At 70.5% G+C, this 23,944-nt stretch carries 20 protein-coding genes, 1 tRNA gene and 1 riboswitch; of the genes, 8 read left to right on the top strand and 13 right to left on the bottom strand.

Annotation, left to right across the window (positions count from 1 at the left end; all coding sequences use genetic code 11):
- Positions 1–341: 341 nt before the first annotated feature.
- Positions 342–2,390: an APC family permease gene (locus ABH940_RS14535; protein WP_370105412.1), complete on the top strand. Its 2,049-nt coding sequence runs from the start codon at positions 342–344 to the stop codon at positions 2,388–2,390.
- A 211-nt stretch (positions 2,391–2,601) separates the two neighbouring features.
- The gene (rarD, locus tag ABH940_RS14530; RefSeq protein ID WP_370069008.1) at positions 2,602–3,522 is read left to right on the top strand and encodes an EamA family transporter RarD; all 921 of its coding nucleotides are present in this window, start codon (positions 2,602–2,604) and stop codon (positions 3,520–3,522) included.
- 56 nt (positions 3,523–3,578) lie between these two features.
- Here rarD and ABH940_RS14525 read toward each other — a convergent pair whose 3' ends face one another.
- The gene (locus tag ABH940_RS14525) at positions 3,579–4,658 is read right to left on the bottom strand and encodes a sphingomyelin phosphodiesterase (RefSeq protein WP_370105411.1); all 1,080 of its coding nucleotides are present in this window, start codon (positions 4,656–4,658) and stop codon (positions 3,579–3,581) included.
- Positions 4,659–4,858: 200 nt separating this feature from the next.
- Complete coding sequence (locus tag ABH940_RS14520) at positions 4,859–6,067, bottom strand: outer membrane lipoprotein carrier protein LolA (RefSeq protein WP_370105410.1); 1,209 nt, start codon at positions 6,065–6,067, stop codon at positions 4,859–4,861.
- Positions 6,068–6,404: 337 nt separating this feature from the next.
- On the opposite strand from ABH940_RS14520, the gene ABH940_RS14515 reads away from it, so the two are divergent.
- Positions 6,405–8,990: a bifunctional FO biosynthesis protein CofGH gene (locus ABH940_RS14515; protein WP_370069023.1), complete on the top strand. Its 2,586-nt coding sequence runs from the start codon at positions 6,405–6,407 to the stop codon at positions 8,988–8,990.
- Positions 8,991–9,007: 17 nt separating this feature from the next.
- On the opposite strand, the gene ABH940_RS14510 is transcribed toward ABH940_RS14515, so the two are convergent.
- The 3 genes from ABH940_RS14510 to ABH940_RS14500 all read right to left on the bottom strand — a co-directional run bounded on the left by ABH940_RS14510 (position 9,008) and on the right by ABH940_RS14500 (position 11,353).
- Positions 9,008–9,670: an MSMEG_1061 family FMN-dependent PPOX-type flavoprotein gene (locus ABH940_RS14510; protein WP_370069002.1), complete on the bottom strand. Its 663-nt coding sequence runs from the start codon at positions 9,668–9,670 to the stop codon at positions 9,008–9,010.
- Positions 9,671–9,734: 64 nt separating this feature from the next.
- A complete protein-coding gene (locus ABH940_RS14505; protein WP_370069000.1) occupies positions 9,735–10,520 on the bottom strand; it encodes an SDR family oxidoreductase in 786 nt (261 codons plus the stop codon).
- Positions 10,521–10,600: 80 nt separating this feature from the next.
- Complete coding sequence (locus tag ABH940_RS14500; protein ID WP_370105409.1) at positions 10,601–11,353, bottom strand: XRE family transcriptional regulator; 753 nt, start codon at positions 11,351–11,353, stop codon at positions 10,601–10,603.
- 164 nt (positions 11,354–11,517) lie between these two features.
- Here ABH940_RS14500 and ABH940_RS14495 point away from each other — a divergent pair, with 164 nt between their 5' ends.
- On the top strand, positions 11,518–12,354 hold the full coding sequence (locus ABH940_RS14495; protein WP_370105408.1) for a hypothetical protein: 837 nt from the start codon (positions 11,518–11,520) through the stop codon (positions 12,352–12,354).
- 228 nt (positions 12,355–12,582) lie between these two features.
- On the opposite strand, the gene ABH940_RS14490 is transcribed toward ABH940_RS14495, so the two are convergent.
- The 3 genes from ABH940_RS14490 to ABH940_RS14480 all read right to left on the bottom strand — a co-directional run bounded on the left by ABH940_RS14490 (position 12,583) and on the right by ABH940_RS14480 (position 14,909).
- Positions 12,583–12,804: a DUF397 domain-containing protein gene (locus ABH940_RS14490; protein WP_370068994.1), complete on the bottom strand. Its 222-nt coding sequence runs from the start codon at positions 12,802–12,804 to the stop codon at positions 12,583–12,585.
- Positions 12,805–13,049: 245 nt separating this feature from the next.
- Positions 13,050–13,913 carry a helix-turn-helix domain-containing protein gene (locus tag ABH940_RS14485; RefSeq protein ID WP_370068992.1) on the bottom strand — a complete coding sequence of 288 codons (864 nt, stop codon included), beginning with the start codon at positions 13,911–13,913 and terminating at the stop codon, positions 13,050–13,052.
- 270 nt (positions 13,914–14,183) lie between these two features.
- A complete protein-coding gene (locus ABH940_RS14480) occupies positions 14,184–14,909 on the bottom strand; it encodes a GPP34 family phosphoprotein (protein ID WP_370068989.1) in 726 nt (241 codons plus the stop codon).
- Positions 14,910–15,212: 303 nt separating this feature from the next.
- Between ABH940_RS14480 and ABH940_RS14475 the strand changes: the two genes are divergently transcribed.
- Both ABH940_RS14475 and ABH940_RS14470 read left to right on the top strand, forming a co-directional pair.
- Entirely contained in the window at positions 15,213–17,237 is a 2,025-nt protein-coding gene (locus ABH940_RS14475; protein WP_370105407.1) for a D-alanyl-D-alanine carboxypeptidase family protein, read from the top strand.
- Between the two features lie 270 nt (positions 17,238–17,507).
- Positions 17,508–17,662: riboswitch (cyclic di-AMP (ydaO/yuaA leader) on the top strand.
- A gap of 5 nt (positions 17,663–17,667) precedes the next feature.
- Positions 17,668–18,924: a transglycosylase family protein gene (locus ABH940_RS14470; protein ID WP_370105406.1), complete on the top strand. Its 1,257-nt coding sequence runs from the start codon at positions 17,668–17,670 to the stop codon at positions 18,922–18,924.
- Positions 18,925–19,080: 156 nt separating this feature from the next.
- Here ABH940_RS14470 and ABH940_RS14465 read toward each other — a convergent pair whose 3' ends face one another.
- The 4 genes from ABH940_RS14465 to ABH940_RS14450 form a co-directional block, all read right to left on the bottom strand.
- Positions 19,081–19,374, bottom strand: a complete 294-nt coding sequence (locus ABH940_RS14465; protein ID WP_370068983.1) for a GNAT family N-acetyltransferase — start codon at positions 19,372–19,374, stop codon at positions 19,081–19,083.
- A 137-nt stretch (positions 19,375–19,511) separates the two neighbouring features.
- Complete coding sequence (locus ABH940_RS14460; protein ID WP_370068981.1) at positions 19,512–19,973, bottom strand: (4Fe-4S)-binding protein; 462 nt, start codon at positions 19,971–19,973, stop codon at positions 19,512–19,514.
- Positions 19,974–20,016: 43 nt separating this feature from the next.
- Positions 20,017–20,568, bottom strand: a complete 552-nt coding sequence (locus ABH940_RS14455) for a GNAT family N-acetyltransferase (RefSeq protein WP_370068979.1) — start codon at positions 20,566–20,568, stop codon at positions 20,017–20,019.
- A 55-nt stretch (positions 20,569–20,623) separates the two neighbouring features.
- The gene (locus ABH940_RS14450) at positions 20,624–20,986 is read right to left on the bottom strand and encodes a MerR family transcriptional regulator (RefSeq protein ID WP_370068977.1); all 363 of its coding nucleotides are present in this window, start codon (positions 20,984–20,986) and stop codon (positions 20,624–20,626) included.
- 114 nt (positions 20,987–21,100) lie between these two features.
- On the opposite strand from ABH940_RS14450, the gene ABH940_RS14445 reads away from it, so the two are divergent.
- Both ABH940_RS14445 and ABH940_RS14440 read left to right on the top strand, forming a co-directional pair.
- Positions 21,101–21,979 carry an NADP-dependent oxidoreductase gene (locus ABH940_RS14445; RefSeq protein ID WP_370068975.1) on the top strand — a complete coding sequence of 293 codons (879 nt, stop codon included), beginning with the start codon at positions 21,101–21,103 and terminating at the stop codon, positions 21,977–21,979.
- Between the two features lie 92 nt (positions 21,980–22,071).
- Positions 22,072–22,144, top strand: a tRNA-Arg gene (locus tag ABH940_RS14440).
- A 58-nt stretch (positions 22,145–22,202) separates the two neighbouring features.
- On the opposite strand, the gene ABH940_RS14435 is transcribed toward ABH940_RS14440, so the two are convergent.
- Positions 22,203–23,780 carry a helix-turn-helix domain-containing protein gene (locus tag ABH940_RS14435; RefSeq protein ID WP_370105405.1) on the bottom strand — a complete coding sequence of 526 codons (1,578 nt, stop codon included), beginning with the start codon at positions 23,778–23,780 and terminating at the stop codon, positions 22,203–22,205.
- Between the last annotated feature and the right edge of the window lie 164 nt (positions 23,781–23,944).

Here is a 23,944-nt window from a genome sequence, read left to right as displayed (position 1 = left end):
CCGGCAACTCAACCAGCAACTCGACCAGGCCGTCGCCACCCAGGGCCCCGGCGACCTCGAAGCCCTCCTCACCGGCCACGACACCTGGACCGTCAGTCCAACGTCTGACAACGCCTGACAACACTTGACCGTGCCGCCGAGTTGATCTTGACGGTTTCTCCACGTGGTCTGCGGTTTCAATGTGCTGCAGGCCACGTGGAAACCCACGAATTGCGATCGAAGCGATAACGAGGTTGTTAGGGACGCGCTAAGATCCCATCTTCCGTTAAGGGATGTCCGATTTGTCTTATCGGGCCGGAGTATGCATGTGAGGTCAACTCCCGCCCGGATCGGAACCCATCATGGCCGGCACCATCAGCCCCTCTGGCGAGGTCGAACTCCCGGAGAGCCTCGGCTATCGAGCGAAGAAACGTTTGCTCGGTAAGCCCCTGGTCACGGAACAGCTCACTCACGAGAAGCTCTCCAACTCGGTCGCCCTCGGCGTCCTGGCTTCGGACTGCATCTCCTCCATGGCCTACGGCTCCGAGCAGATGCTGGTGATCCTGATCCCGGCGATCGGCATCGCCGCCTTCACCGCGCTGATCCCGCTGACCTTCGTCATCCTGGGTCTGCTGGTGCTGCTGACGTTCTCCTACCGGGAGGTCGTCAGCGTCTACACCCGGGCCGGTGGTTCCTACGTCGTGGCGCGCGAGAACTTCGGTCCGCGGGTGGCGCAGATCGCGGCCGTCGCGTTGCTGATCGACTACATCGTCACCGTGGCCGTCCAGGCGGCTGCCGGTACCGACGCGATCGTCTCGCTCGGGCAGTTCCTCTGGGGGAACGCGAGCCTCGTCAACTTTGTTTCCGTTCACAAGCTGTGGCTGACCATCGCGGTCGTGCTGCTGCTCTGTTGGGGCAACCTGCGCGGTATCCGCGAGGCCGGGCGTGCGTTCGCGCTGCCGGCGTACCTGTTCATGGTGGGCATGGGCCTGCTGGTCGTGGTCGGCCTGATCCGGGTCCTGTTCGGCGACCACACGCAGCTCAACACCCACCAGGCGGGCATGTACGCCCTGGGGACCGGCCACAGCGGCTTCTTCTACGGCGCGGGCCTGCTGGTCATGCTGCGTGCCTTCGCCAACGGCGGTTCCTCGCTGACCGGTCTGGAGGCCATCTCCAACGGCGTCAGCACGTTCCGCAACCCGCAGGGCGCCAACGCCCGCAAGACCATGATCGTGATGTCCGCCGTGCTGGGCACCGGCGTCCTCGGCGTCTCGCTGCTGGCGCATGTCACCCACGCCACGCCGTTCGTCAGCGGTACGCCGACCGTCGTCTCGCAGGAGGCCAGCTGGGCCTTCGGCAACAGCTGGTACGGCTACGCCGCGCTGGTCTTCGTCCAGCTGGTCACCGCGCTGGTCCTCTACACCGGCGCCAACACCTCCTTCAACGGCTTCCCGTTCCTGGCCAGCTTCGTCGCCGAGGACTCGTTCCTGCCGCGCCAGCTGACCCGGCGCGGACACCGGCTGGCGTTCTCCAGCGGCATCATCGTGCTGACCGCCGTCTCGCTGGTGCTGCTGATCGCCACCGGCGGCGACCTGACCCACCTGGTCAGCCTCTACGCGATCGGTGTCTTCACCGGCTTCACCATGGCCGGCGCGGGCATGGTGAAGCACCACTGGGACCGCAGAGAGCCCAAGCGCGTGCTCAAGATCGCCATCAACGGCGCGGCGGCCATTGCCTCGTTCCTGGTGGTCGGCATCTTCGCGGTCACCAAGTTCACCGAGGGCGCCTGGGTCGTCGTGGTGATCTTCCCGATCGGTGTCTGGTCGCTGATCAAGGTCAACAAGCGGTACCGCGAGGAGGCGGAGGCGCTGGCCACCGCCCCGGTCGACACCACCACCCCGCTGGCCCGCCGCCAGGTGATGTACATCCTGGTCGATCGCGTCGACCTGGCCGTGCTCAAGGCGATCCGCTACGCCCGCTCGTTGCGGCCGTCCGAGATACGCGCGGTCCACTTCATGATCGACGACCGCGAGGCCGAGCGACTGAAGACCCAGTGGGCCAACGCCGAGGTCGGCGACCTGCCGCTGGAGATCGTCGAGTGCCCGGACCGCCGGATCACCCGCTCCCTGGTGGAGCTGATCGCGCGCACCTCCAAGCGTGAGAAGAGCCAGATCACGCTGCTGATCCCGGAGCGCAACTACTCGCCGGTCCTGGGCCGGCTGCTGCACCGCCGCACCGCCGACCAGGTCGCCCGCGCGGTCGGCAAGCTCCCCAACGTGGTGGCGACCATCGTCCCGTTCGACGTGGTCAGCGCCCACGACGAGCTGGAGGACGCCGCGGCCTCGGGTGTGAAGCTGGAGACGCTCGAGCACATGGACCCGATGGACCATCTGGACGCTTCGTCCAACTGACGCCCAGTTTTGGGACCCCTGCCCGATTTCCGGGCAGGGGTCCCGTCGTTTACCGTCCTGTCCGGGGTGTGTAGGGGACGACGGACGGGTTGGGGTGTTACGGGTGAGGCGTATGCAGGAGTCAGGGCGCATGCAGGAGCCAGGGCGAGAGCGGGAATCAGGGCGACAGCCGGAATCAGGGCAGCGAGAACGGACGGGTCTGCTGCTGGGCATGGTCGCGTACACGTTGTGGGGGTTCTTCCCGCTCTACTGGCCGCTGCTGGAACCGGCGGGCGCGGGGGAGATCCTGGCCAACCGGATGGTCTGGTCGCTGGCGGTGGCGCTGGTGCTGCTCGCGGTGCGGCGTAAATGGGCCTGGATCCGGCCGCTGCTCCGGCAGCCGAAGCGGCTCGCGCTGATCGGCCTGGCAGCCGCGTTCGTCAGCGTCAACTGGGGGATGTACATCTGGGGCGTCAACACCGGCCACGTCGTGGAGACCTCGCTCGGCTACTTCATCAACCCGCTTGTCACCATTGCCTTCGGCGTTCTCATCATGAGGGAGCGCCTGCGCGCGTCGCAGTGGGTCGCGGTCGCGATCGGTGCGGTGGCCGTGATCGTGCTGACCGTCGGCTACGGGCAACTGCCGTGGATCGCGCTGACGCTGGCGTTCTCCTTCGCGGTCTACGGACTGATCAAGAAGCAGGTCGGGCTGGGCGGCCTGGAGAGTTTCGCCGTCGAGACCGCGTTCCTCTTCCTGCCCGCGCTCGGCTACCTGCTCTTCCTGGGCAGCGAGGGCCGCTCCACCTTCACCACCCACGGGCCCGGCCACGCGGTGCTGCTGGCGCTGTGCGGGGTGGTGACGGCCGTGCCGCTGGTCGCCTTCGGCGCGGCGGCGGTCCGGGTGCCGCTGACCACGATCGGGCTGCTCCAGTACCTGGCGCCGGTCTTCCAATTTCTGCTGGGCATCGCCGTCTTCCACGAGCAGATGCCGATGACCCGGTGGGTCGGCTTCGGGCTGGTGTGGGCGGCCTTGGTGCTGCTGACCGTGGACGGCCTGCGTCAGGCCCGACGGAGCAGCAGGGCGGCGGCAGTTCTGGCGGCGCGGACGCCGGAGCGGCTGCTGGTCGCGGAGGAACAGCAGCCGCTCTCCTGACGGACGGTTACGACAGTCGGAACTACTGCGGCTCGGACGTCACTGCAGCTGGGACGTCACTGCAGCTGGAACGTCGCCTGGACCGGGTAGTGGTCGCTCGGCGCGTTGGTGTCCAGTTGGCCCTGGGTCCAACCCGCCTGCGGGTCGAAGTCGGTGGCGACCGACGGCAGCGAGACCGGGGTCGGGCGGCCCGGTGCGTTGAGGTAGCCGATGTAGTCCAGGCTGTCCTGGTAGTCGACCGGAAACGACTCCACGCCGGCCATGTACTGGCACCAGGCGGAGACCGTGCAGTCCATCGTCCACAGCTGCGACGGGTCGGTGGCCGGGGTGCCCAGGACGCCGCCGACGGCGTTCTCCGCGTTGGCGTAGTCGCCGCGCGAAGCACCGTGGGAGTACTCGACGTTGAGGTCGCCACCGATCAGCACCGGGGCGGAGGTGCCGACGATGCCGTTGACCCAGCTCTGGATCTCGCCCAGCTGCGCGAGCCGGGTGGCCTGGGTGGTGTCGGTGGAGGTGCCCGACTGGTCGGCCTGGAGGTGGGTGCCGACGACCCAGGTCTCGGTGCCGTTCTTGTTGATCTCCGCCAGCGCCGCGCCCTTGTTGGCGTTGTAGTCCCAGGTGCCGGACGTCGAGTTGCTGAAGACGTGCGCGTACTGGGCGTCGATCGGGTACTTGGAGAAGATCATCGTGCCGCCGTTGATGACGAACGGCGAGTTGGAGCAGTTGCCGCTGACGCCGTTCCAGCCGGAGCCGGAGCAGTCCGCGCCCACCACCGGTGTGTGGTACGGGTAGAGGTCCGCCAGGTCGTTCTCCAGCGTGGTGGTCGAGCTGTCGTTGAAGAGCTCGTCCAGCACCACCACGTCGGCGTCGTGCTTGCGGACGATCGACGCGATGGTCGGGGTACGGCCGGCGGCGTTCTCGTTCTCCGTGCTGTCGACGACCGAGGTGGCCAGGTCGACGTTCCAGGCGAAGACGGAGAGGGTCGAGCCGGTGCTGCTGCTGGTGCTGCTGGTGGTGCCGGACGCTGTTGCCGCGGTGGCGGCGTGGGCGGTGCCGGTCATTCCGCCACTGAACACTCCTAGGACGGCAGCCGTGGTGGTGGCGAGAGCGGCGGCGAACAGGTGGCGCGTGCGCACGTGGTCTCCTCGGTGGAGGCGGGCCTGGGCATGACAGGCCTGCACGCTACGCAGCGCGGGGGAATCTACGGCGAACGGCTTATGAGCAGTGGTGAGCCGCCGACCGACGAGTCGGTCGACGGCTCACTTGTCTGAACTAGTGGGCGAGTTCAGGCAGCTTCAGCTTCAGCTGCTTGAGGCGGGCTTGATTGCCGTCCGCCCTACTGCCCGGCCAGGTTCTCCAGGTAGGACGGGGTGACCGCGCCCGCGTACACCGTGCCGTTGGGGGTGACCAGGACGTTCACCACCTTGGTGGAGAAGAGGGTGCCGCCGTTCACCGGCTTGCCGACCTCCTTGAGGGCGCCGAGCGCGCTGAGCGCACCCTGGCCGCTCTTGCCGTTCTTGTTCGCGGCCTGCTGCGGGTTGATCTTCCAGACCGTCTGCCAGCCGGAGCCGAGGACCGTCTCGCCGTTGGCGCCCGGCTTCTGGTTGTGCTGGGCCGGAGCGGTCGGCATGCCGTGTCCGGGCTTGGTGTGCTGCTTGCCGGCCTCACCGTTCTTGGCGGTCTGCGCGTTCTTGGTGGTGACCTTGGCGCCCGCCGGGGTGTTGAACTGGAAGGTCGAGGCGGCCGGGGCCGCGTAGGAGATGGAGGCGAAGCGGATGTCCGCGATCGCGTCGCTGCCGTCCGCGGGCAGCACCTTGACCTCGAGCGGCAGGTACGTCTTGGCGTCCACCGAGATGTCGACCAGACCGATGGTGGAGCCCGTTCCCTTGGGCGTGATCTGCAGCGTGTAGACCTGGTGGCCCGCCACCTCGGAGGAGCCACTGACGGTCACGTTGCTGTAGGGCGTGATCTGGCCCAGCAGCTTGGCCGCGTCCTGCGGCGTGGCAGCCTGCGGGGTCGCCGACGGGTTCTGCTCGCCCTGGCCGACGCCGGTCCAGTGGGTGACCTGGTTGCCCTGGCTGTCGTACGCCCAGGCGTCCGAGCCGTTGTGGACCACCTCGACCGTGCGGCCGGAGTTGGTGGCGGTGAAGCTCTGCTTGGCGCTGCCGTCCTTGGCGACCTGTGCCGTGCTCGTGCCGGAGAGCAGCGCCAGCAGCTCCTGCTGCGCCATCTTCGACTGCCCGGACTGCGCGGACTGCTGCGCCGAGGGGGCGCCCGCCGCACCCGCGGCCGACGCCGCCGCCGAGGGCAGGGCGTTCAGCAGCTGCGAGGGCACGCCGAGGTCGACGCTGGACTCGACCGTGCCGGAGAAGGTCTGGACGTTGCTGTTCATCGCGTGAACCAGCAGCTGCTGGGCGGTTATGGGTGGCAGCGTGGGCCCGGCCGCCAGCGCTGTTCCCGCGGCCACGGAGCCCGCGACGGCCGCGACCGCGGCCGACACCATCAGGACCCGCTTGCGGCTCCACGCCGCGGTGCTGTTCGACATCCCTCGTCCTTCCGTCCCGTTCGTCGCCGTACCAGTCTCTTCGACATTGCCGGTATTGACGTTGCCGGTGTTGACGTTGCCGGTATTGCTGACCCCGTTCTTATGCACGGTGCTATTGAACGCCTTCGGGCAGCCTCGCTGCATCGGCCCGTGGGCGCAATCACGTTTCCACCCGTCGTCGTACGCGACCCTGAGGCGGTCTCAGGGTTCCGTCTGATGGTTCCCTCTTGAGGTGCACTGCGGGAACCTTCAGACCCCGACACGTCCGACGCGTAAGGTTCAGGGCATGAAGGATCAGCGGACCAGCACCGTGACCGGCACCGTGACCAGCACCGCCATGCGTCGTGCGCTGCACCGGGCCCGTCAGGGCGTCGCCCTGGACACCGCCGAGGCCGCGGTGCTGCTGCACGCCCGGGGCGAGGACCTGCGCGAGCTGTGCGCGGTCGCGGCACGCCTGCGGGACGCGGGTCTCGAAGCCGTCGGGCGGCCCGGCGTGATCACCTACTCGAAGAAGGTCTTCATCCCGCTCACCCGGCTCTGCCGGGACCGCTGCCACTACTGCACCTTCGTCACCGTCCCCGGCAAGCTGCGCCGCGAGGGGCACGGCCTCTACCTCTCGCCGGACGAGGTGCTGGCGATCGCCCGTCAGGGAGCCGCGCTGGGCTGCAAGGAGGCGCTGTTCACCCTCGGCGACCGTCCCGAGGACCGTTGGCCCGAGGCCCGCGAGTGGCTGGACGCGCACGGTTACGACGACACCCTCGCCTACGTCCGGGCCATGTCGATCCGGGTGCTGGAGGAGACCGGCCTGCTGCCGCACCTCAACCCCGGCGTGCTGAGCTGGACCGACTTCCAGCGGCTCAAGCCGGTCGCGCCGTCGATGGGCATGATGCTGGAGACCACCGCCACCCGGCTCTGGTCCGAGCCCGGCGGTCCCCACCACGGTTCCCCGGACAAGGAACCCGCCGTCCGGCTGCGGGTGTTGGAGGACGCGGGCCGCTCGGCGGTGCCGTTCACCAGCGGCATCCTGATCGGCATCGGTGAGACCGCGGCCGAGCGCGCCGATTCGCTGTTCGCGCTGCGCCGGGTGGCCCGGCAGTACCACGGGCTGCAGGAAGTGATCGTGCAGAACTTCCGCGCCAAGCCGGACACGGCGATGCGCGCCATGCCCGACGCCGAGTTGGAGGAGCTGGCCGCGACCGTCGCCGTGGCCCGGCTCGTCCTCGGCCCCTCCGCCCGGATCCAGGCCCCGCCGAACCTCGTCGACGAGGAGTACGCGCTGATCATCGGCGCGGGCATCGACGACTGGGGCGGCGTCTCGCCGCTCACTCCCGACCACGTCAACCCCGAGCGCCCGTGGCCGCAGATCGAGGCGCTGGCCGAGCGCACCGCCGCCTCCGGCTTCACGTTGCGCGAGCGGCTCACGGTCTATCCGGAGTACGTGCGACCGGCACTGCGGGACGGACACGACGAGGCGTGGCTCGACCCACGGGTCCTGCCGCACGTCCGCGCCCTCGCGGACCCGGAGACCGGGCTGGCCCGGGAGGACGCTCTCCCCGTGGGACTGCCGTGGCAGGAGCCCGAGGAGGTCTTCGTCGCCTCCGGCCGCACCGAACTGCACCGCGAGATCGACGCGGACGGACCGGGCGGGGGACGCACGGGCGACCGCCGCTCGGACTTCGACGAGGTCTACGGCGACTGGGAGGCGCTGCGCGAGGTCGCCGCCGCGTCCGGTGCCCCGGAAAGGATCGATTCGGATGTGCGCGAGGCGCTGGCTGTCGCCGCCGCCGACCCGCGCAACCTGACGGACGGTCAGGCTTTGGCGCTCCTCCACGCCGACGGCCCGGCCCTGGACGCCCTCTGCTCCGTCGCGGACGCCGTCCGCCGCGACACGGTCGGCGACACCGTCACCTACTGCGTCACCCGGAACATCAACTTCACGAACGTCTGTTACACCGGCTGCCGCTTCTGCGCCTTTGCGCAGCGCCGTACCGACGCCGACGCCTACACCCTCTCCCTGGACCAGGTCGCCGACCGCGCCGAGCAGGCCTGGGACGTCGGCGCGACCGAGGTCTGCATGCAGGGCGGGATCCACCCGGACCTGCCCGGGACGGCGTACTTCGACATCGCCCGGACGGTGAAGCAGCGCGTGCCCGGCATGCACGTGCACGCCTTCTCGCCGATGGAGGTGGTCAACGGCGCGACGCGGACCGGACTGTCCATCAGGGACTGGCTCCAGCAGGCCAAGGAGGCCGGGCTGGACACCATCCCCGGCACGGCCGCGGAGATCCTCGACGACGAGGTGCGCTGGGTGCTGACCAAGGGCAAGCTGCCCGCCGCGACCTGGGTCGAGGTCGTATCCACCGCACACGAGCTGGATATCCGCTCCTCGTCCACGATGATGTACGGGCACGTCGACCAGCCCCGGCACTGGCTCGGTCATCTGCGACTGCTCGCCGACATGCAGGACCGCGCGCTCGAACGCGGCAAGGGCGGCTTCACCGAGTTCGTGACGCTGCCGTTCGTGCACACCAACGCGCCGGTCTATCTGGCCGGAATCTCCCGGCCGGGCCCGACCATGCGCGACAACCGTGCGGTGACGGCGATGGCCCGGCTGCTGCTGCACGGGCGGATCCCCAACATCCAGACCAGCTGGGTCAAGCTCGGCACCGAGGGCGCGGCGGAGATGCTCCGCAGCGGCGCCAACGACCTGGGCGGCACGCTGATGGAGGAGACCATCTCCCGGATGGCCGGCTCGTCCTACGGCAGCTACAAGTCCGTTCACGACCTGGAGGCGGTCGCCGCGGCTGCCGGGCGCCCGGCCGCACAGCGCACCACCCTCTACGGCGAGGTCTCGGCGGAACGCCGGGCGGCGGCCCTGGCCTCCGACGGCCACCTGCCGGAGCTGCTGCCGGTCCTGGAGTAACAAGAGCTGGGCAGGACTTATTCGTAGCGGTTGGCCAGCATGTCGCGCTGGTCCGCAAGGACCTGCTCCAGCGTCAGGTCGGGCAGGTCGAGCTGGGAGAGGGTGACCTGGGCCGAGCTGGGCTGGGCGTCGGCGGGGAGCCAGTTCTCCGGCTTCCAGGCGTTGCCGCGCATCAGCGACTTCGGACAGTGCGGGTAGACCTCCTCGATCGCCACCACCAGTGCGCTTTCCGGCGGCTTGCCGACGGCGGTCAGCTGGGCGAGCAGCTCGGCCCGGGTCGAGACGCAGGCGCGCCCGTTGATCCGCAGGGTCGTGTCGCGGCCGGGGATGACGAAGAGCAGCCCGACCCGGCCGGTCTCGATGACGTTCTGCAGGGTGTCCAGCCGCTTGTTCCCGGTCGCGTCCGGGATGACCAGCGTGACGTCGTCCAGCACCGAGACGAAGCCGGCCGGACCGCCGCGCGGGCTGACGTCGGGGTGGCCGGCGGGGTCGGCGCTGCCGAGGAAGACGAGCGAGGCGCAGCCGACCAGCGTCCGGGTCTCCTCGGTGAGCCGGTCCCGCACCTTGCGGTACGCGTTCTCGCCCGGAGCGGGGTAGTGGCTGCGCAACTCCTCGACGCTGGTCAGGGCGTCCGCCTGGAGCGCGTCGAACAGGGGTCTGGACCCGAGCGGTGTCGTCATACGTCCGACGATATTGGCGCGGTCAAGATCCCCGGCACTTGCCCCGCGTCCGGGGCCGCCCGCCTCAGCGCATCAGTTCTCCCGCGTTGACGAGCAGCGACTGGCCGGTGATCGCGCGGGCGCGGTCGGAGGCGAGGAAGATCGCGGCCTCGGCGACGTCGCCGTCGGTGGCCAGCTCGGGCAGGACCATCCGCTCGGCCAGGCGTCCGCGCACCTCCTCCTCGGGGACGTTTTCGGAGGCCGATGTCCAGGTCACGTAGGACTCCACCTGCGGACCCCACATCCAGCCGGGCAGAACGGTGTTGACCCGGATCCGGTCGGGTCCCAGCTCGCGTGCCATCGAGTACATCGCGCTGGTCAGCGCGCCCTTGGACGCCGCGTACGCGGCCTGCCGCACCTGGCTGGGCGCGGCCACCGCGGACTGGGTGCCGATGATGACGACGGCGCCGCCGCGTTCGCGCAGCCCGGGGAGGCAGGAGCGCGTCAGCTGCAGGGTGCCGATCAGGTTGACGTCCAGCACGCGGCGCCACTCGTCGAAGTCGGCGTCCGCGATGCCGCCGAAGTGCTGGTCCATGGCGGCGACATGGACGACCGCGTCGATCCGGCCGAAGCGCTCCACCGCGAGGGCGGCGAGCGCGTCGCAGCGGTCGGGGTCGGCGATGTCGGTGCGCCGCCAGGCCGCCCGGCCGGGGTGGTCGGCCTCGATCTGCTCGGCCGCCTTGACCAGGTTCGCCTCGGTGCGGGCGCCGAGCACCACGTTGGCGCCGTCCCGGGCCGCGGCGAGCGCGACCCGCTGACCGAGCCCCGGGCCGACCCCGGAGACCACGACGGTGCGTCCTTCGAGCAGCATGGGTCCGTCCTCCCGCAGTGAACTGACGATGCGTCAGAGTAGAGCTGCGGCGTCGGGAAGGCCAGAGTCGTGCGGTCCGCTCACCCCTCGGCCAGGGCCCAGAAGCGCTCGGAGAGTTCACCTTCGCCGTCGGACGACTGCTGCGCCGGTTCGGCTGCGACGCCGCCGGTGCCGGTGCCGGTGCTGTTGCCGTTGCCGATGATGTTGCTGCTCGCGCTTGTGCTGCTGCTGCCCCACAGTGCGCTGGACGTCGCCCGCTCGCCGGCCAGCGACTTGAGCGCGCGGGTGATCGACTCCTCCGGGAGGGTCGGCACCAGCTCCCGGACCGGCTCCACCTGGGACAGCCAGCGGCCGTCGACCGCGCGGCGCAACGACTCGTCCAGGCGCTCCTCCCGGCCGCAGGCGCGAACCAGGGCGCGGGGCGTGAGCTGCAGCACCCGGGCCAGGTCGAGAGTCTCCGTGCGGTCACCGTCCCAGTGCGCCTCCATGGCGGTGTAGTCGCGCAGGGAGAGGCGGAGGCGGCGGGCGACCTCCTCCAGCGGCAGGTCCAGGGCGAGCCGGTGGTCGCGCAGGGTGGCCGCCCGGCCGCCCATCAGCTGGCCCGGCAGGCACCACAGCACCCGGGCCAGAGCGACGAGTTCGCGTTCGGTGGGATGGGTGGCCCCGGTCTCCCAGGCGATGACCAGGGCCGGTGGCACCCGCATGGCATAGGAGTCGGCCAGCGCGCGGGCCACCATGGCGGGGCTCAGGCCCAGGGCGCTGCGCACCGTGCGGGCTGCGGCGGGGTCGAAGGGGACGGGGGAGGCAGGCGCGTGGCCTGCGCGTCTCGACATGTCCGGAGGCTAATCGGGACAAACGTGGACCGGACAGCCCAGAAACGTCCAGCGCATCCGATGCTTCGGGTGTTCACACCTGGAGGATCCACCAGTCGTCGCTCAGGCTGGGCTGCCGCGTCCGGGCTCTGGGAAGTTGCCGGTATCTGACTTACCGTCAGCTCATGACGGACGATCTGGAGCAGTACACGCAGCTGGCCGCGAGCGGGCCCTACGGCGTCGCCATCGGCAGTGCCCTGATCACCATGGTCGAGCCCTTGCCGGGCCACGAGTACGGCTACAACCGTTGGTATGAGGACGACCACTTCTACGCCGGGGCGATGGCCATGCCCTGGATGTTCGCGGGACGACGCTGGGTCGCCACCCGCGAGCTGCAACGGCTGCGCTATCCGGAGAAGTCGGTCGTCGCCGAGCCTGTCACCGCAGGCTGCTACCTCTCGGTCTACTGGGTTACCGGCGGGCGGCACGACGCCCATATGCGGTGGACGGTGCAGATCAACAAGCGGCTCAACCGGGACGGTCGGGTCTACCGCGACCGCACCCACGTCTTCACCGCGTTCCAGCAGCACGTCAGCACCTACTACCGCGACGGCGCGGCCGGGCCGCGCGATGTTCACGCGTTGGACTTCCCGTACCAGGGCCTGGTGTTGCAGGTGATCGACACCGAGAACGCCGAACAGCGGCGTCAGTTGACCGACTGGCTGATGGACCGGCATCTCCCGGCCCGGCTGCGCAACGGCTCGCCGACCGCGATGTGCACGCTCTTCGAGCCGCTGCCGCTGCCGGTGGACCGGATGTCGTACGTGAAGCCGGTGGACGGGACCGACACCCGCCTCACCCTGATCTGGTTCCTCCAACAGGACCCGCGCACCTGCTGGGACGCGTTCACCGGCCTGGACGGGGAGGTGGCCGGTGCGGTTCCCGGTGCGCGGGTGGAGCTGGTGGCGCCGTTCATCCCGACCCTGCCGGGTACGGACACCTATGTGGACGAGTTGCGGTAGTGAACGGTTCCCGGACGGACGGGAGTTGGCCGAATATGGGCCGACCCCGATATTGGCCGACCCCGAATATTCGCCGACCCCGGGAAGGGCTGGTCCGGGCATGACAGGCATGAGGGCGCCGGACGGGGAAGGTCCGTTCCGGCGCCCTGGCTGGGCCGGTGGAGTCGGGACTGGTCGAGCCTGGCTGGTCGGGGCAGATCAGATAAGGGCAGCTCAGATAAGGGCGGGTCAGGTCAGGTCGAGGGAACCGGTGGCGACCTCGGCCAGGAAGGCCGTCCAGGCTTCGCGACTGAACTCCAGCGACGGGCCGCTCAGATCCTTGGAGTCGCGGACGTGGACGGCCGCGGCGGGTCGAGCGACCTCGACGCAGGCATTCGCGCCCGAGTAGCTGGACTTGCGCCAGTCGAGGGCGCCTCGGCCGGTGTCCTCGCGGTGGTCCTCAGTGATCATTTCCATCTCCGTTCCGGAAGAGGTGACCGACATGCAATCGGCGACTCCCGCAGGCAGCGGATCCGACAAGCGGGTGATCGTGATTGCTGGTGTCAGTTTGCCCACCGGGCAAGCGATCTGGAAACCGTCACTTGATTCTGTTCACCCGTTGGATAGCTTTTGGAGAAGGCTCACACTGAGAGCTATGCCCTTGGTGTATGCTCGCGCCCCCAGCGCCCGAGCACGCCAGTTTTGCGGACTATGTGTCACTGGGCAAGGTGTTTCGCCACTTTGTCCACAAGTTCCCGGGTCTGTTCCGGCCCGAGGGCCTGCGCCTGGAGATGCTGGTAGAGGCTGGCGTACGCCCGTACATCCGTTTCCTTCTCCAGGTACAGGTCGCTCGTCACGCCTTCCAGATAGACGACGGTGGCGTCCGATGCATCCCGGTACTCCAGGATCGAGAAGTTGGCGGTCATTCCCGGGTGCGCACCGATGCCGAACGGCAGCACCTGGACGGTGACGTGCGGCAGCGTGCTGGCCTCGATCAGGTGCTCCAGCTGCGCCCGCATCGTCTCCGGGCTGCCGACCACCCGGTGCAGGGCGGCCTCGTCGATGACGGCCCAGAGGCGGAGCGGTTCGTCGCTGTTGCGCAACAGCTCCTGACGGACCATCCGGACATCCGTCCGCTTGTCGATCTGTGCGGGCTGCGCCTCCGGCTGGATACCCGAGACCACGGCGTGCGCATAGTCGCGGGTCTGCAACAGGCCCGGGATGAAGAGCGACTCGTAGGTCCGGATGCCCACCGCCTCGGCCTCCAGGCCGATGTAGACGCTGTACGGGACATCGCCGAACGCGTGCCACCAGCCGCGCTGGCGCGACTCCTTGGCCATGGTCATCAGGCCGTCGACCATCGACTGGTCGTTGACCCCGTAGACCTCGCAGAGGTCGCGGACGTCACGCTGACTGATGCTGCGTCGGCCGTTCTCGAGGCGGCTGATCTTCGACTGGGAGACCAGCAGTTGCTGTGCGACCTCCTCCGCTGTGAGGCCCCGTTGCTCGCGGAGCCGTCGCAGCTCGGCGCCGAGACGGCGGCGGCGGACGGTGGGATTGACGCTGCTGGCGGTGGACACTGTCTCTCCTGGGCATCGGTGGTCAGGCACGCCCCTGTGTCAGCAGAATGCCACCTCGACACGCCCTCATGTGGTCCAATCGCCGGGGATGTTGACGAATCCGCTCAAAGACGGAACGATTCTGCGCCCTCGTGCGTCGTTGTGAGCGTGGGCCGTTCTTACCTGACAGCACGCTCCTCGGTGACAGCGCGCGCGTCGGGCATGCGGGAGAGCGGCGGCGAAGGGTGGTTCGCCGCCGCTCCGGTTCGCGTGGACTCGGCGCGCGCAGGTCTACCGCACGCCGGCGCGCACCATGCCGGTGGACACCGACGGTCTGGCGGCGGCTGGGCGTGCCGGGGTCGGCCGGGTGTTGTTCGCCCGGACCTGGGGCGTCGGCAGACCGTTCTGCACGTCCATGACCGCATGCGCGACCATGCCGCCGAGGGGGTCGTAACGAATCAGGTCGCGCAGGCGTGACCGGCACGAGCGACCTTCGTTACCTGGATAGAGATGCTTGCCGAGGCCGACCGCGTGGGCCAGTGCGGCGAGCGCGGCGGTGCGCGGGTCCGGAGGGACCCCCGTGCGGATCGCCGTGTCGAGCCGTTCCTTGATGGCGCTGTTCGTGCACTCGTCCGACGCCTGGTATCGGGTCGTCGGTAGCACCCCGCACACCTGGCCCGGCACGGCCTTGACCATCGCGCACCGCTCCAGGTGCGCGAGATAGGTCTGGCGCAGGCCCAAGCGCGGGCCGCCGATCCACTGCACGGCGCGCACTGCACTGCCACGTCTGCGCAGCAGTTCGAGCGCGTGATCGAGGGTCGGGTCGCCGGTCGGCCGTGGATTGACCACGGTGATCCGGTCCCCGTCCGGGACTATTCGTCCGGCCATGGCCAGCTCGACGAGCTGCGCTCCGGCCAGTCCGAGATCGAGCGTCTGGGGCTGCGCTGTGGTACCCGTGGCCGGGTCCAGAGCGAGCAACAGCAGCTCCTCGGGAATTGTTCTGCGGCTCTTGCCCATCCAAGCCTCCCCGCGTGGATGCACAACAGAGTGACGCCTCTCACACCCTGCTGTCGAGAGGGCCTAGAGAGTGACACGACTCCGTGATCTTTCGGAACCGCCGCACCGCGCGTCCGCGTCTGGCCGAGGGGTGGGGAATCGCCGGACTGCGGCCCGGTGAGCAGGAATGGCCCCGCGCGTGCAGGAGACTGGTCCCTGCACGCTTTGTCGACGTCGGTGAGCAGGGCCGACGCGGCAGTCACAGGCAGGTTTGCAGGGACGGTCCTGCACGGGTGCGTGCAGGGACAGAGGAGGCTGGGTTACGTGGGTGAGTCCCCCGACAGGTCGCAGCGGACCGCGGGCGCGGAGCGGGAGCCGGAACGCGCGGGAACCGATCCCGCCGTCCCCGCTCCGGACGTGGAACCCGCGACCGAGGCGGAGCCTGAGGCAGCAGCGGAGGCGGAGGAGAGCGGGCAGCCGGAGGAGCACGGGGTGGATGCGCCCGAATCCTCGGTCGACGTACCGACCCGTGTGCTGCGCGCCCTCGACTCGGAGCCGGAGGTTGCCAAGGAGCCCGAGGCTGAGTCCGAATCCGTGGAGGAGTCGAACAAGCCCGAAGCGGAGAGCGAGGACGAGCCGGAGGCTGAAGCACCGGAGGCGGAGGAAGCTCCCGAGGCTGAGGCTGAGGCTGAGCCCGACGCCGGCGCCGGCGCCAAGGACGAGCCTGCGGACGAGGCTGAGGCAGCCGAGGACGCGGAGGACGCCGAGGAAGAAGAGCCGGAGGCGGAGGCCGAAGGCGAGGCGCAGCCCGAAGCCGCCGAGGAGCCCGCCGCCGAGGACACCGACGAGTCCGCCGGTGACAAGCCCGCCGACGACGGCCCCACCGGTGACGAGGACGAGACGCGGGCCATGCCCGTCTTCCCGCCGCCGCTCCCGCCGACGCCGCGCGGCGGCGCGGGCGGGCCCGGCGGCACGGGCGGACCGTCGCCCGAGCCCGTTCCGGCCGGGGCCGGGGCCATGGGGACCGCCACCGCTGTGATGCCCTCGCCGGAGACCACCGCCGAGGCGATGGACATCCTGGCCACGCTGAGCCGTCGGCCGATGACCCCGGCCCGGATCGCGCTGCGGCGGATCCGGCTCTGGGGCACGTTGCTGCTGGTCCTCGTGATCGTGCTCGGCGCGGTGCAGTTGCTGCGTCCGATCCCGACGCCGACGCTCCAGTTCACCGGCGAGCAGAGCTACACCTTCTCCGGCGGCACGCCGAACCTCACCTGGCCGACGGCCGGTCAGGCCGCCGTGGCCGTACCGGGGCTGGGCGTGCTCGGGCACAGCGGGAGCGACAACCAGGTGCCGCTGGCCAGCGTCACCAAGGTGATGACCGCGTACATCGTGCTGCACGACCACCCGCTCAAGGTCGGCGACCAGGGGCCGATGGTGCCGGTGGACGCGGCAGCGGTGAACGACTACAACACCGGTAAGCCGCAGGGTGAGTCGGTGATGAAGGTCTCGGTCGGCGAGCCGCTGACCGAGTACCAGGCGCTCCAGCTGCTGCTGATCCCCTCCGCCAACAACGTCGCCCGGCTGCTGGGCCGTTGGGACGCGGGCAGTGACGCCGCCTTCGTGCAGAAGATGCAGAGCACCGCGGCCGGTCTGGGCATGACCAAGAGCGTCTACACCGACCCCAGCGGTCTCGACGCGACCACCAAGAGCACGGCCAACGACCAGCTCAAGCTGATCGAGGCGGCCATGCAGATGCCGGTCTTCAAGGAGATCGTCAGCACCCCGTCGTTCAACGCGGCGGAGAACGGCATCACGCCGAACACCAACACGCTGGTCGGCAGCAACGGCGTCATCGGCATCAAGACCGGCACCAGCACGGCGGCCCTCGGCAACCTGGTGTGGGCGGCGGAGCAGAACGTCGGCGGTTCGCAGCAGCTGATCCTGGGCGCGGTGCTGAGCCAGCCCGCGATCGGGCCGGGGCCGGGGCAGGGCATCCTCGCCCAGGTGCTGCAGAAGAGCCAGCAGCTGATCATCAGCGCCGAGAGCGCGCTGCAGTCGCACGCCGTGATCAAGAAGGGCGACGTCGTCGGGTACGTCGACGACGGTCTCGGCGGACACACCCCGGTCGTGGCCACCGCGGACGTCAGCGTCATCGGCTGGAGCGGCCTGTCGGTGAGCACGTCGCTGCAGCCGCTCGCCGGACAGTCCGTCCCGCACAGCGCAGCCGCCGGGACGGCCGTCGGCAACCTGGTCGTGGGCAGTGGTGCCGGAGCGCAGACGATCCCGGTCGCGCTGCAGTCGGCGCTCAGCACTCCGGGCACCGGCGCGAAGCTGACCCGACTGGGCTGACGCACTGTCAGATCGCTCTCTCAGATTCCCCGCTTGAAACGGGCCCGTCCTTCGGACGGGCCCGTTGTCATGCCCGGGGGTGCAATCTTGACGACATTTCGGACATCTACGCAGGGTTGGAGTGCGAACCAATGATGGTCGATGTGACGGACCTCTCAACGGCCTTTGATCGGCTTGAGGTTTGAACTTCGATCTGCCTACGGTCGGCGTCGTTCGCACTTAAGCGGAACTGACATCTCCGGAACGCCGAGTCCTGCCGTCGGGGTTGTCAGCTGTCACCCGACGCACACCACGGCAGGAGCGGGGGACCCAGGTAAGTCGCCGGGAGCGTGTCGCTCCCGGCTCGGGGTGAAGCCGTGCTCTGCACGGCCGGGCGACTCCGGCCCGAACCCGACAGCTCACCTCGCAGGCGTGGGAGAGGACCCACACCATGACTGGTCGCCACCGCGCGCCCAAGATCGCCCGCCGTGCCTCCAAGCGCCTGCTCGCCACCGTCGGGCTGACCGGCGCAGGCCTCGCCCTTCCGCTGGTCACCGCGACCGGCGCCCACGCCGCCACCGTCTCCACCTGGGACTCCGTCGCCCAGTGCGAGAGCAGCGGTGACTGGTCGATCAACACCGGCAACGGCTACTACGGTGGCCTCCAGTTCTCGCAGTCCACCTGGGACGCCTACGGCGGGCAGCAGTACGCGTCCTCCGCCGACCAGGCCAGCAAGGACCAGCAGATCGCCGTCGCCGAGAAGGTCCTCGCGGACCAGGGCCCCGGCGCCTGGCCCGTCTGCGGCCCGCAGGCCGGTCTGACCCAGGGCGGCCCCGCCCCGGCGATCAGCACCTCCGGCTCGTCGAGCAGCTCCAACTCGACCGGCTCTTCCGGTTCGACCGCCGCGAGCGACTCGTCGGCCGCCGGCAGCACCAGCAGTTCCTCCGAGTCCGGCTCCGCCGCGTCCAGCGCCTCCAGCGCCCCGGCGACCGGCGGCTCCTCCGCCGGGCACTACACGGTCCGGACCGGCGACTGGCTCTCCACCATCGCGCAGAAGCACGATGTCTCCGGCGGCTGGGAGCGTCTGTACCAGCTGAACAAGGCGACCCTCACCCACGGCCCGAACCTGATCTTCCCGGGTCAGCAGCTGGTCCTGGGCGGCAGCGCCGCGTCCGCCCGGGCGGCACAGCCCTCGAACGACTCGGCCGGCGACTCGGACAACGACTCGTCGTCCGCCGCTTCGTCCTCGTCCTCGAACGCGTCCGCGAGCTCGAACTCCTCCGGCTCCACCCAGGCGTCCACCGGTGCGGCGACCTCGTCGAGCAGCTCGACGCAGGCCGGCTCCGGCGCGGCCGCGACGGCGATCGCCTTCGCCGAGGCGCACGTGGGCGACTCCTACGTCTACGGCGGCAACGGCCCGAACGCGTGGGACTGCTCCGGTCTGGTCCAGGCCGCTTACGCCCAGGCCGGGATCAGCCTGCCGCGCACCTCCGCCGACCAGGCCTCGGCCACCACGCCGGTCTCCCTCAACTCGCTGCAGCCGGGTGACCTGCTCTTCTGGTCCAGCGACGGCAGCGACTCCGGCGTCTACCACGTCGCCATCTACGTCGGTGGCGGCCGCTACGTCGAGGCTGCCAACCCGAGCTCGGGCGTCAAGTGGGACACCATCAGCGACTACACCCCGAGCTTCGCCGGTCGCGTCTCCTGACACACCGCACCAGGTGTGGCGTGGTGGGCCGGTCCGGGTGACCTGTCTGGCTCGGACCGGTCCGCCGCGTCGCTGTTGACGGGTTGTCGTCCGGAGGTGAGACGCAGCCCGTCGGGATTCCTCTCCCTCATGCACCCGGAGTACCGGATGCGCCGTTCACTCGGCGTCGTCCTGGTACTCCGGGTGTCGTGTCAGCCAGGCCTTGATGAACGGGCAGGTCACCTGGACCTTGATGCCCCGGCGGCGGCCGTCCTCCACGGCGGTGCGGGCCAGCAGGCCGCCGATGCCCAGGCCCTCGTAGGCGGGGCCGACGACGGTGTGCTGGTAGATCACCCGGTCGTCGTTGCGGACGTACGAGGTGAACCCGACCAGCTCTCCCTCGATCCGGGCCTCGAACCGCTGCGCCCCCGGCGCGTCGGCGACCGTGACCTCGGCCTCGCTCGTGCTCATCCTCGCCGCCTCCTGACGGTGCTGCTGCCCGTGGCTGTCCGCTTGCCGTCTTGTCTCTTTGCAGCCGTTCGTCCCTTGCAGTCTCCGTCACGCGGGCCGATTTCCCGGGAACGGACACGCGTACGTGGCCGTGTGTCTCAGGCCTCGTGCCAGCCGATCCGCTCGTGCGAGCCGTCGCAGAACGGCTTGTTGGCGCTCGCGCCGCACCGGCACAGCGCTGCGCGTACCTCGCGGGAGGGTTCGGCCGCTCCGGCAGGCGCCTCGATCCGGAGATCGCCGCGGACCAGCAGCGGGCCGTCCGGCTCCGGCGTGATCACGGTGGGACGCTCGGGCTCCTCGGCGGGGCCCTCCGGCAGCAGGTAGTGCAGTGCGCCCGTCGGGCACGCGCGCACGGCGGCGGCGACCCGCTCCGCGTCGGCGTTGGCGGGCTGGATCCACGGCCGCCGCTCCGGGTCGAACACCTCCCCGGCGCGGCGCACGCACTCGGCGTAGTGCCGACAGCGCCCGGCGTCGTAGCGGACCCGGATGCCCGGCGCCTCGTAGACCTTCACGCGATCGCCCGGCGGCAGCCCTTCGAAGCCCGCTTCTGCGTCCTGCATACTCCCATGGTCCGTCGCGGGCGCATTCACAGCAGGCCGGTGGTCACCACACGTCGCCGTCGCGCCAGTCGCAGGTCAGCTCGGCGGTCAGGTCGAGCTCCGGCGCCGGGCCGGAGGCCACGGGCAGCACGAAGAGGCAGTCCTCGGCGTCCGGCGTCCGGACCACCCCGGCGGGTGTCAGCGCCGATGCCCGGCCCTGCCACCGCTGCCAGCCGCGGGCGGCGTAGAACCCCATGGCCTCGTCGGTCGCCGCCAGCGCCCCGACGTCGTACGCGCGCCTGATCACCCGCTCCAGGGCCGCCATCACCGCCCCGCCGTACCCCTGCCCGCGCAGGCGCGCCTCGACGCCGACGCCCTCCACGTACCCGGCCCGCAACGCCTGCCCCCGGTACATCAGCCGCCGCTGCACCACCGCCGCGTGCGCGACCACCTGGCCGCCGGGCCCGCGCTCCCGGACCAGCGCGTGCACGCCCCCGAGCGAGTGCTCCCAGTCCTCCTCGGCCATGTCCGCGAAGACCCGGTACAGCAACGCCCGTGCAGCGGCGAGCTCCGCTTCGTCCAACTCGGCGGTGTGCGCGACGCGTACCTCGATCACGCATCCACTCTGCCAGGGGGAGGGCTTCCGAGCCGCACTCGGCGAGTTGCGCGCGTCAGTCCCCGCGGCCCGCACCGGCCTGGATGACGAGTTCCAACAGCTCCTGCGACGCCTGGAGTTCGTCGATGGCCTCGGTGACGCGCGCGTGCTCGCGTCGCAGTGCGGCCACCGTGTCGTCGCACACAGGCACCAGTCGTCGGCCGTCCATGCGGACGCAGGGCAGGATCAGCGCGATGGTGGCGGTGGAGAGCCTGGCGGCCAGGAGGCACCGGATCCGCCGGACCGTCTCCACGTCCTCCTCGCGGTAGGTGCGGTAGCCGCCTGAGCCGCGATCAGGGGCGAGTAGGCCCTGCTCCTCGTAGTAGCGGAGCAGCCTCGGGTGGACCCCGGTCCTGCGGGACATCTCACCGATGCGCACCTGATCCCCCCGGCCTTGACTCTCACACCGATGTCAGAGTTTACCGTCCGAGTACTGACTACTGACGGCTCTTCCGGCCGTCGGCTGGTGCTCGTCCGGAGGGAAGTAGCTTTCGTGTTCGCTGTCCAGATCGACCGACATGGTGGTCCCGAAGTCCTGCGGGTGCGTGAGGCCGCCGCCCCCGTCGCCGCGGCCGGCGAACTGCTTGTCCGCACTGTGGCCAGCACGATCAACCCGGTGGACTGGAAGACGCGGGCCTGGGACGTCGGACCCGCGTTCCCGATGACGCTCGGCTGGGACCTCGCCGGCATGGTGGTCGCCACGGAGTCGGCCGAGTTCTCGGTCGGGGACCGGGTGGTCGCGATGTCGGCCCAGCTGGCGACCGGGCTCGGGACCTGGGCCGAGCTGGTGGCGTTGCCCGCCGCTCTGGTGGCCCACGCGCCCGCGTCCGTCCCACTGGTCGAGGCCTCGGCCCTTCCGCTCGCCGGAGTCACCGCCCTGCAGGCGCTGGCTCGACTGGATCTCGTCGAGGGGCAGCGGTTGTTGGTCACGGGCGCGCTCGGCGCGGTGGGGAGGACCGCGGTGGCCCTCGCGCGGCACCGGGGCGCGGTGGTGGACGGGCTCGTCTCTCGTGCCGAACACCTGAAGCCCGCAGGAGAGTTGGGTCTGACCTCCGTCGCGTCGGCGGCCTCGGACCTGACGTCGGAGAGCTACGACGCGGTCCTCGACACCGCCGGGGTGGACGTGTCCGCCGCCCTCGTGCCGGACGGTCGCTACGTCTCCGTCGCGGACGCGCCGCTGCCCGATCTTCCGGGCGCGGAGAAGAGCTACGTCCAGGAGAACAGCGCCGATCTGGCCGAGCTGGTCCGCCTGGTGGACGCGGGGGTGGTCCGCCCGCACGTCGCCCACCACTTCTCCGTCCGCCAGGTGCGCAGGGCAACGGAGTTGGTCGAGCGCGGCGGCCTGACCGGAAAGGTGGCACTCCACTTCTGATCCCCGCGTGGCCGCTCGAAGCCCCGACGCTGATCCACAGACCCGGTACACTGAGCGCGTGGCGGGGCCGTTGACCCTGCCACGAGGGCAACGCCTCATTAGCTCAGGGGATAGAGCACGGCTCTCCTAAAGCCGGTGTCGCAGGTTCGAATCCTGCATGGGGCACAGCGCTGACCAGCGGAAAGCCCCCGGACCATGATCGGTCCGGGGGCTTTCGTGCCATTCACGCGCCGGATCGCTCGGTCCGGCCGCAGAGGAGGGCGGCGCGGAGGTCGAGGCGGTCCTCCAGGCCGGAGAGGCTGCGGCCGGTCAACTCCTCGATGCGGCCGACGCGGTAGTGGACCGTGTTGACGTGGATGTGCAGGGCGCGCGCGGTGCGGCTCCAGGACGCATCCAGGCTGAGGAAGACGTCGAGAGTGTCGAGCAGCGAGACGCTGTTGACCCGGTCGTGCTCGACCAGCGGAGCGAGAAGCCGCTCCCGGTAGGCGGTTTGGACCTCCGCCGGGATGCCGCGCAGCAGCGTCGCGAGGGAGCCGAGCCCGGCGCTGCTGCCCAGACCGTCCGACGGGTCGGCGGAGGCCAGCGCGTACTCGGCCTGGACCAGCGCGGAGCGCAGCGCGCCCGCGTTCGCGGCGGTGGACGGGCCGACTCCGGCGTGCACCACGGCAGGGGCTGCCTGGCGGGCGGACAGCGCCGAGCGCAGCCGCGGCAGGGCGGTGCGGAGCGCGGCGGTGACCGCCGCCGTCGGGGCGGTGGTGACGCCGACGGCGGTTCCGGCGGCGGAAGCGTCCGCCGCGACGACGAAGGGCGCGTCCGTCCGGTGCAGCGCCTCGGCCAGCGCGGCGGGGGACCAGGCGGCCGGGCTGCCGGGGATCCGGACGACGACCGGGGTGAGTGCGGCAGGGGCGGACGGGGACGGAGCGCCGGTCGGCAGACCGCAGGCGGTCAGCGCCTCCGCGAGCTCGCCGTCCGGGCCCGCGCCGGTCGCGCCCGCGCGGATCAGGTCGAGCACCCGGGCGGCACCCTGCCGCTGCGCGGTGGCCGTGGACCTGGCCCGGACGGCCAACGGGCCCAGGAGTTCGGCGAGTCCGTGCAGGACGGCGACCGCGCCGGTCGCGGGCTCGGCATGCGGCTGGAGCAGCCAGCCGTCGAACGGCGAGGCGCCCTGCGGACCGACGGGAAGCGCACGCGGCGTCGGCACGCCCATCGACCTGGCGGAGGCGGAGGAACCGAGCGTCCGTCCGGCGGTCGTCAGCAGTGAGCAGTCCGGCAGCCCCAGGTCCGCCACCGCGCGCGCCAGTACGGCGGACGGCTCCGCGCCCGTGTGCAGCAGGCCCAGCAACTCGCGCCGGACGGTGGCCGGAACGGCCGCCGTGCCCTCGGACCGGAGCTGGAGGTCGCCCCAGAGCCGCAGGTAGACCCGGTCGGTGACGGCGCGGAAGCTGGTCCCGGCCGGGACCGAGAGCAGCGGGATGCCGTGCGTCCGGCACGCCTCCGCCAGCTCCGCCGGGACCGCGCCGTGGGTGCCCTCGCCGGCGAGCAGCCCGGCGACCTCGGCGCTGCGCAGCGCGGTGGCGAACCGCCCCGCGGCGCGGGCCGCGGCAGCCGGATCGGCGACCAGGTCGTCGGGACGCCACCAGACCAGACCGGTAAGCACCAGCTCGCCGGGACGCAGGTAGCGGGCCGGATCCTGGAGGTCGGTGGACGTGACGCCGGTGACCTCGCGGGCGAGGAGCTCGGGCGTGGCCCATCCGACCTCGATCCTCAGGTCGGTGAGGCCCAGCAGATCCCCGACGATCACGTCCCTTGCTCCTTGCGGTCCGCGCCGGTTCCTACCCTCGCGGTAGCGAGGAGGAAGTGCGCACAGGCATCGTAAATGCAAGCCTCAGAGGCTGGTAGGCCTGTCCGATGCGTGGGCCTGCGGGTGAGCCTGCGTATGTGCCTGCGTGTGCGCTGGTCCAGCGG

This window comes from Streptacidiphilus sp. BW17, from assembly GCF_041262485.1.
In the GTDB taxonomy this organism is placed as follows: domain Bacteria; phylum Actinomycetota; class Actinomycetes; order Streptomycetales; family Streptomycetaceae; genus Streptacidiphilus.
This window is presented reverse-complemented; position numbering and strand designations above follow the sequence as displayed.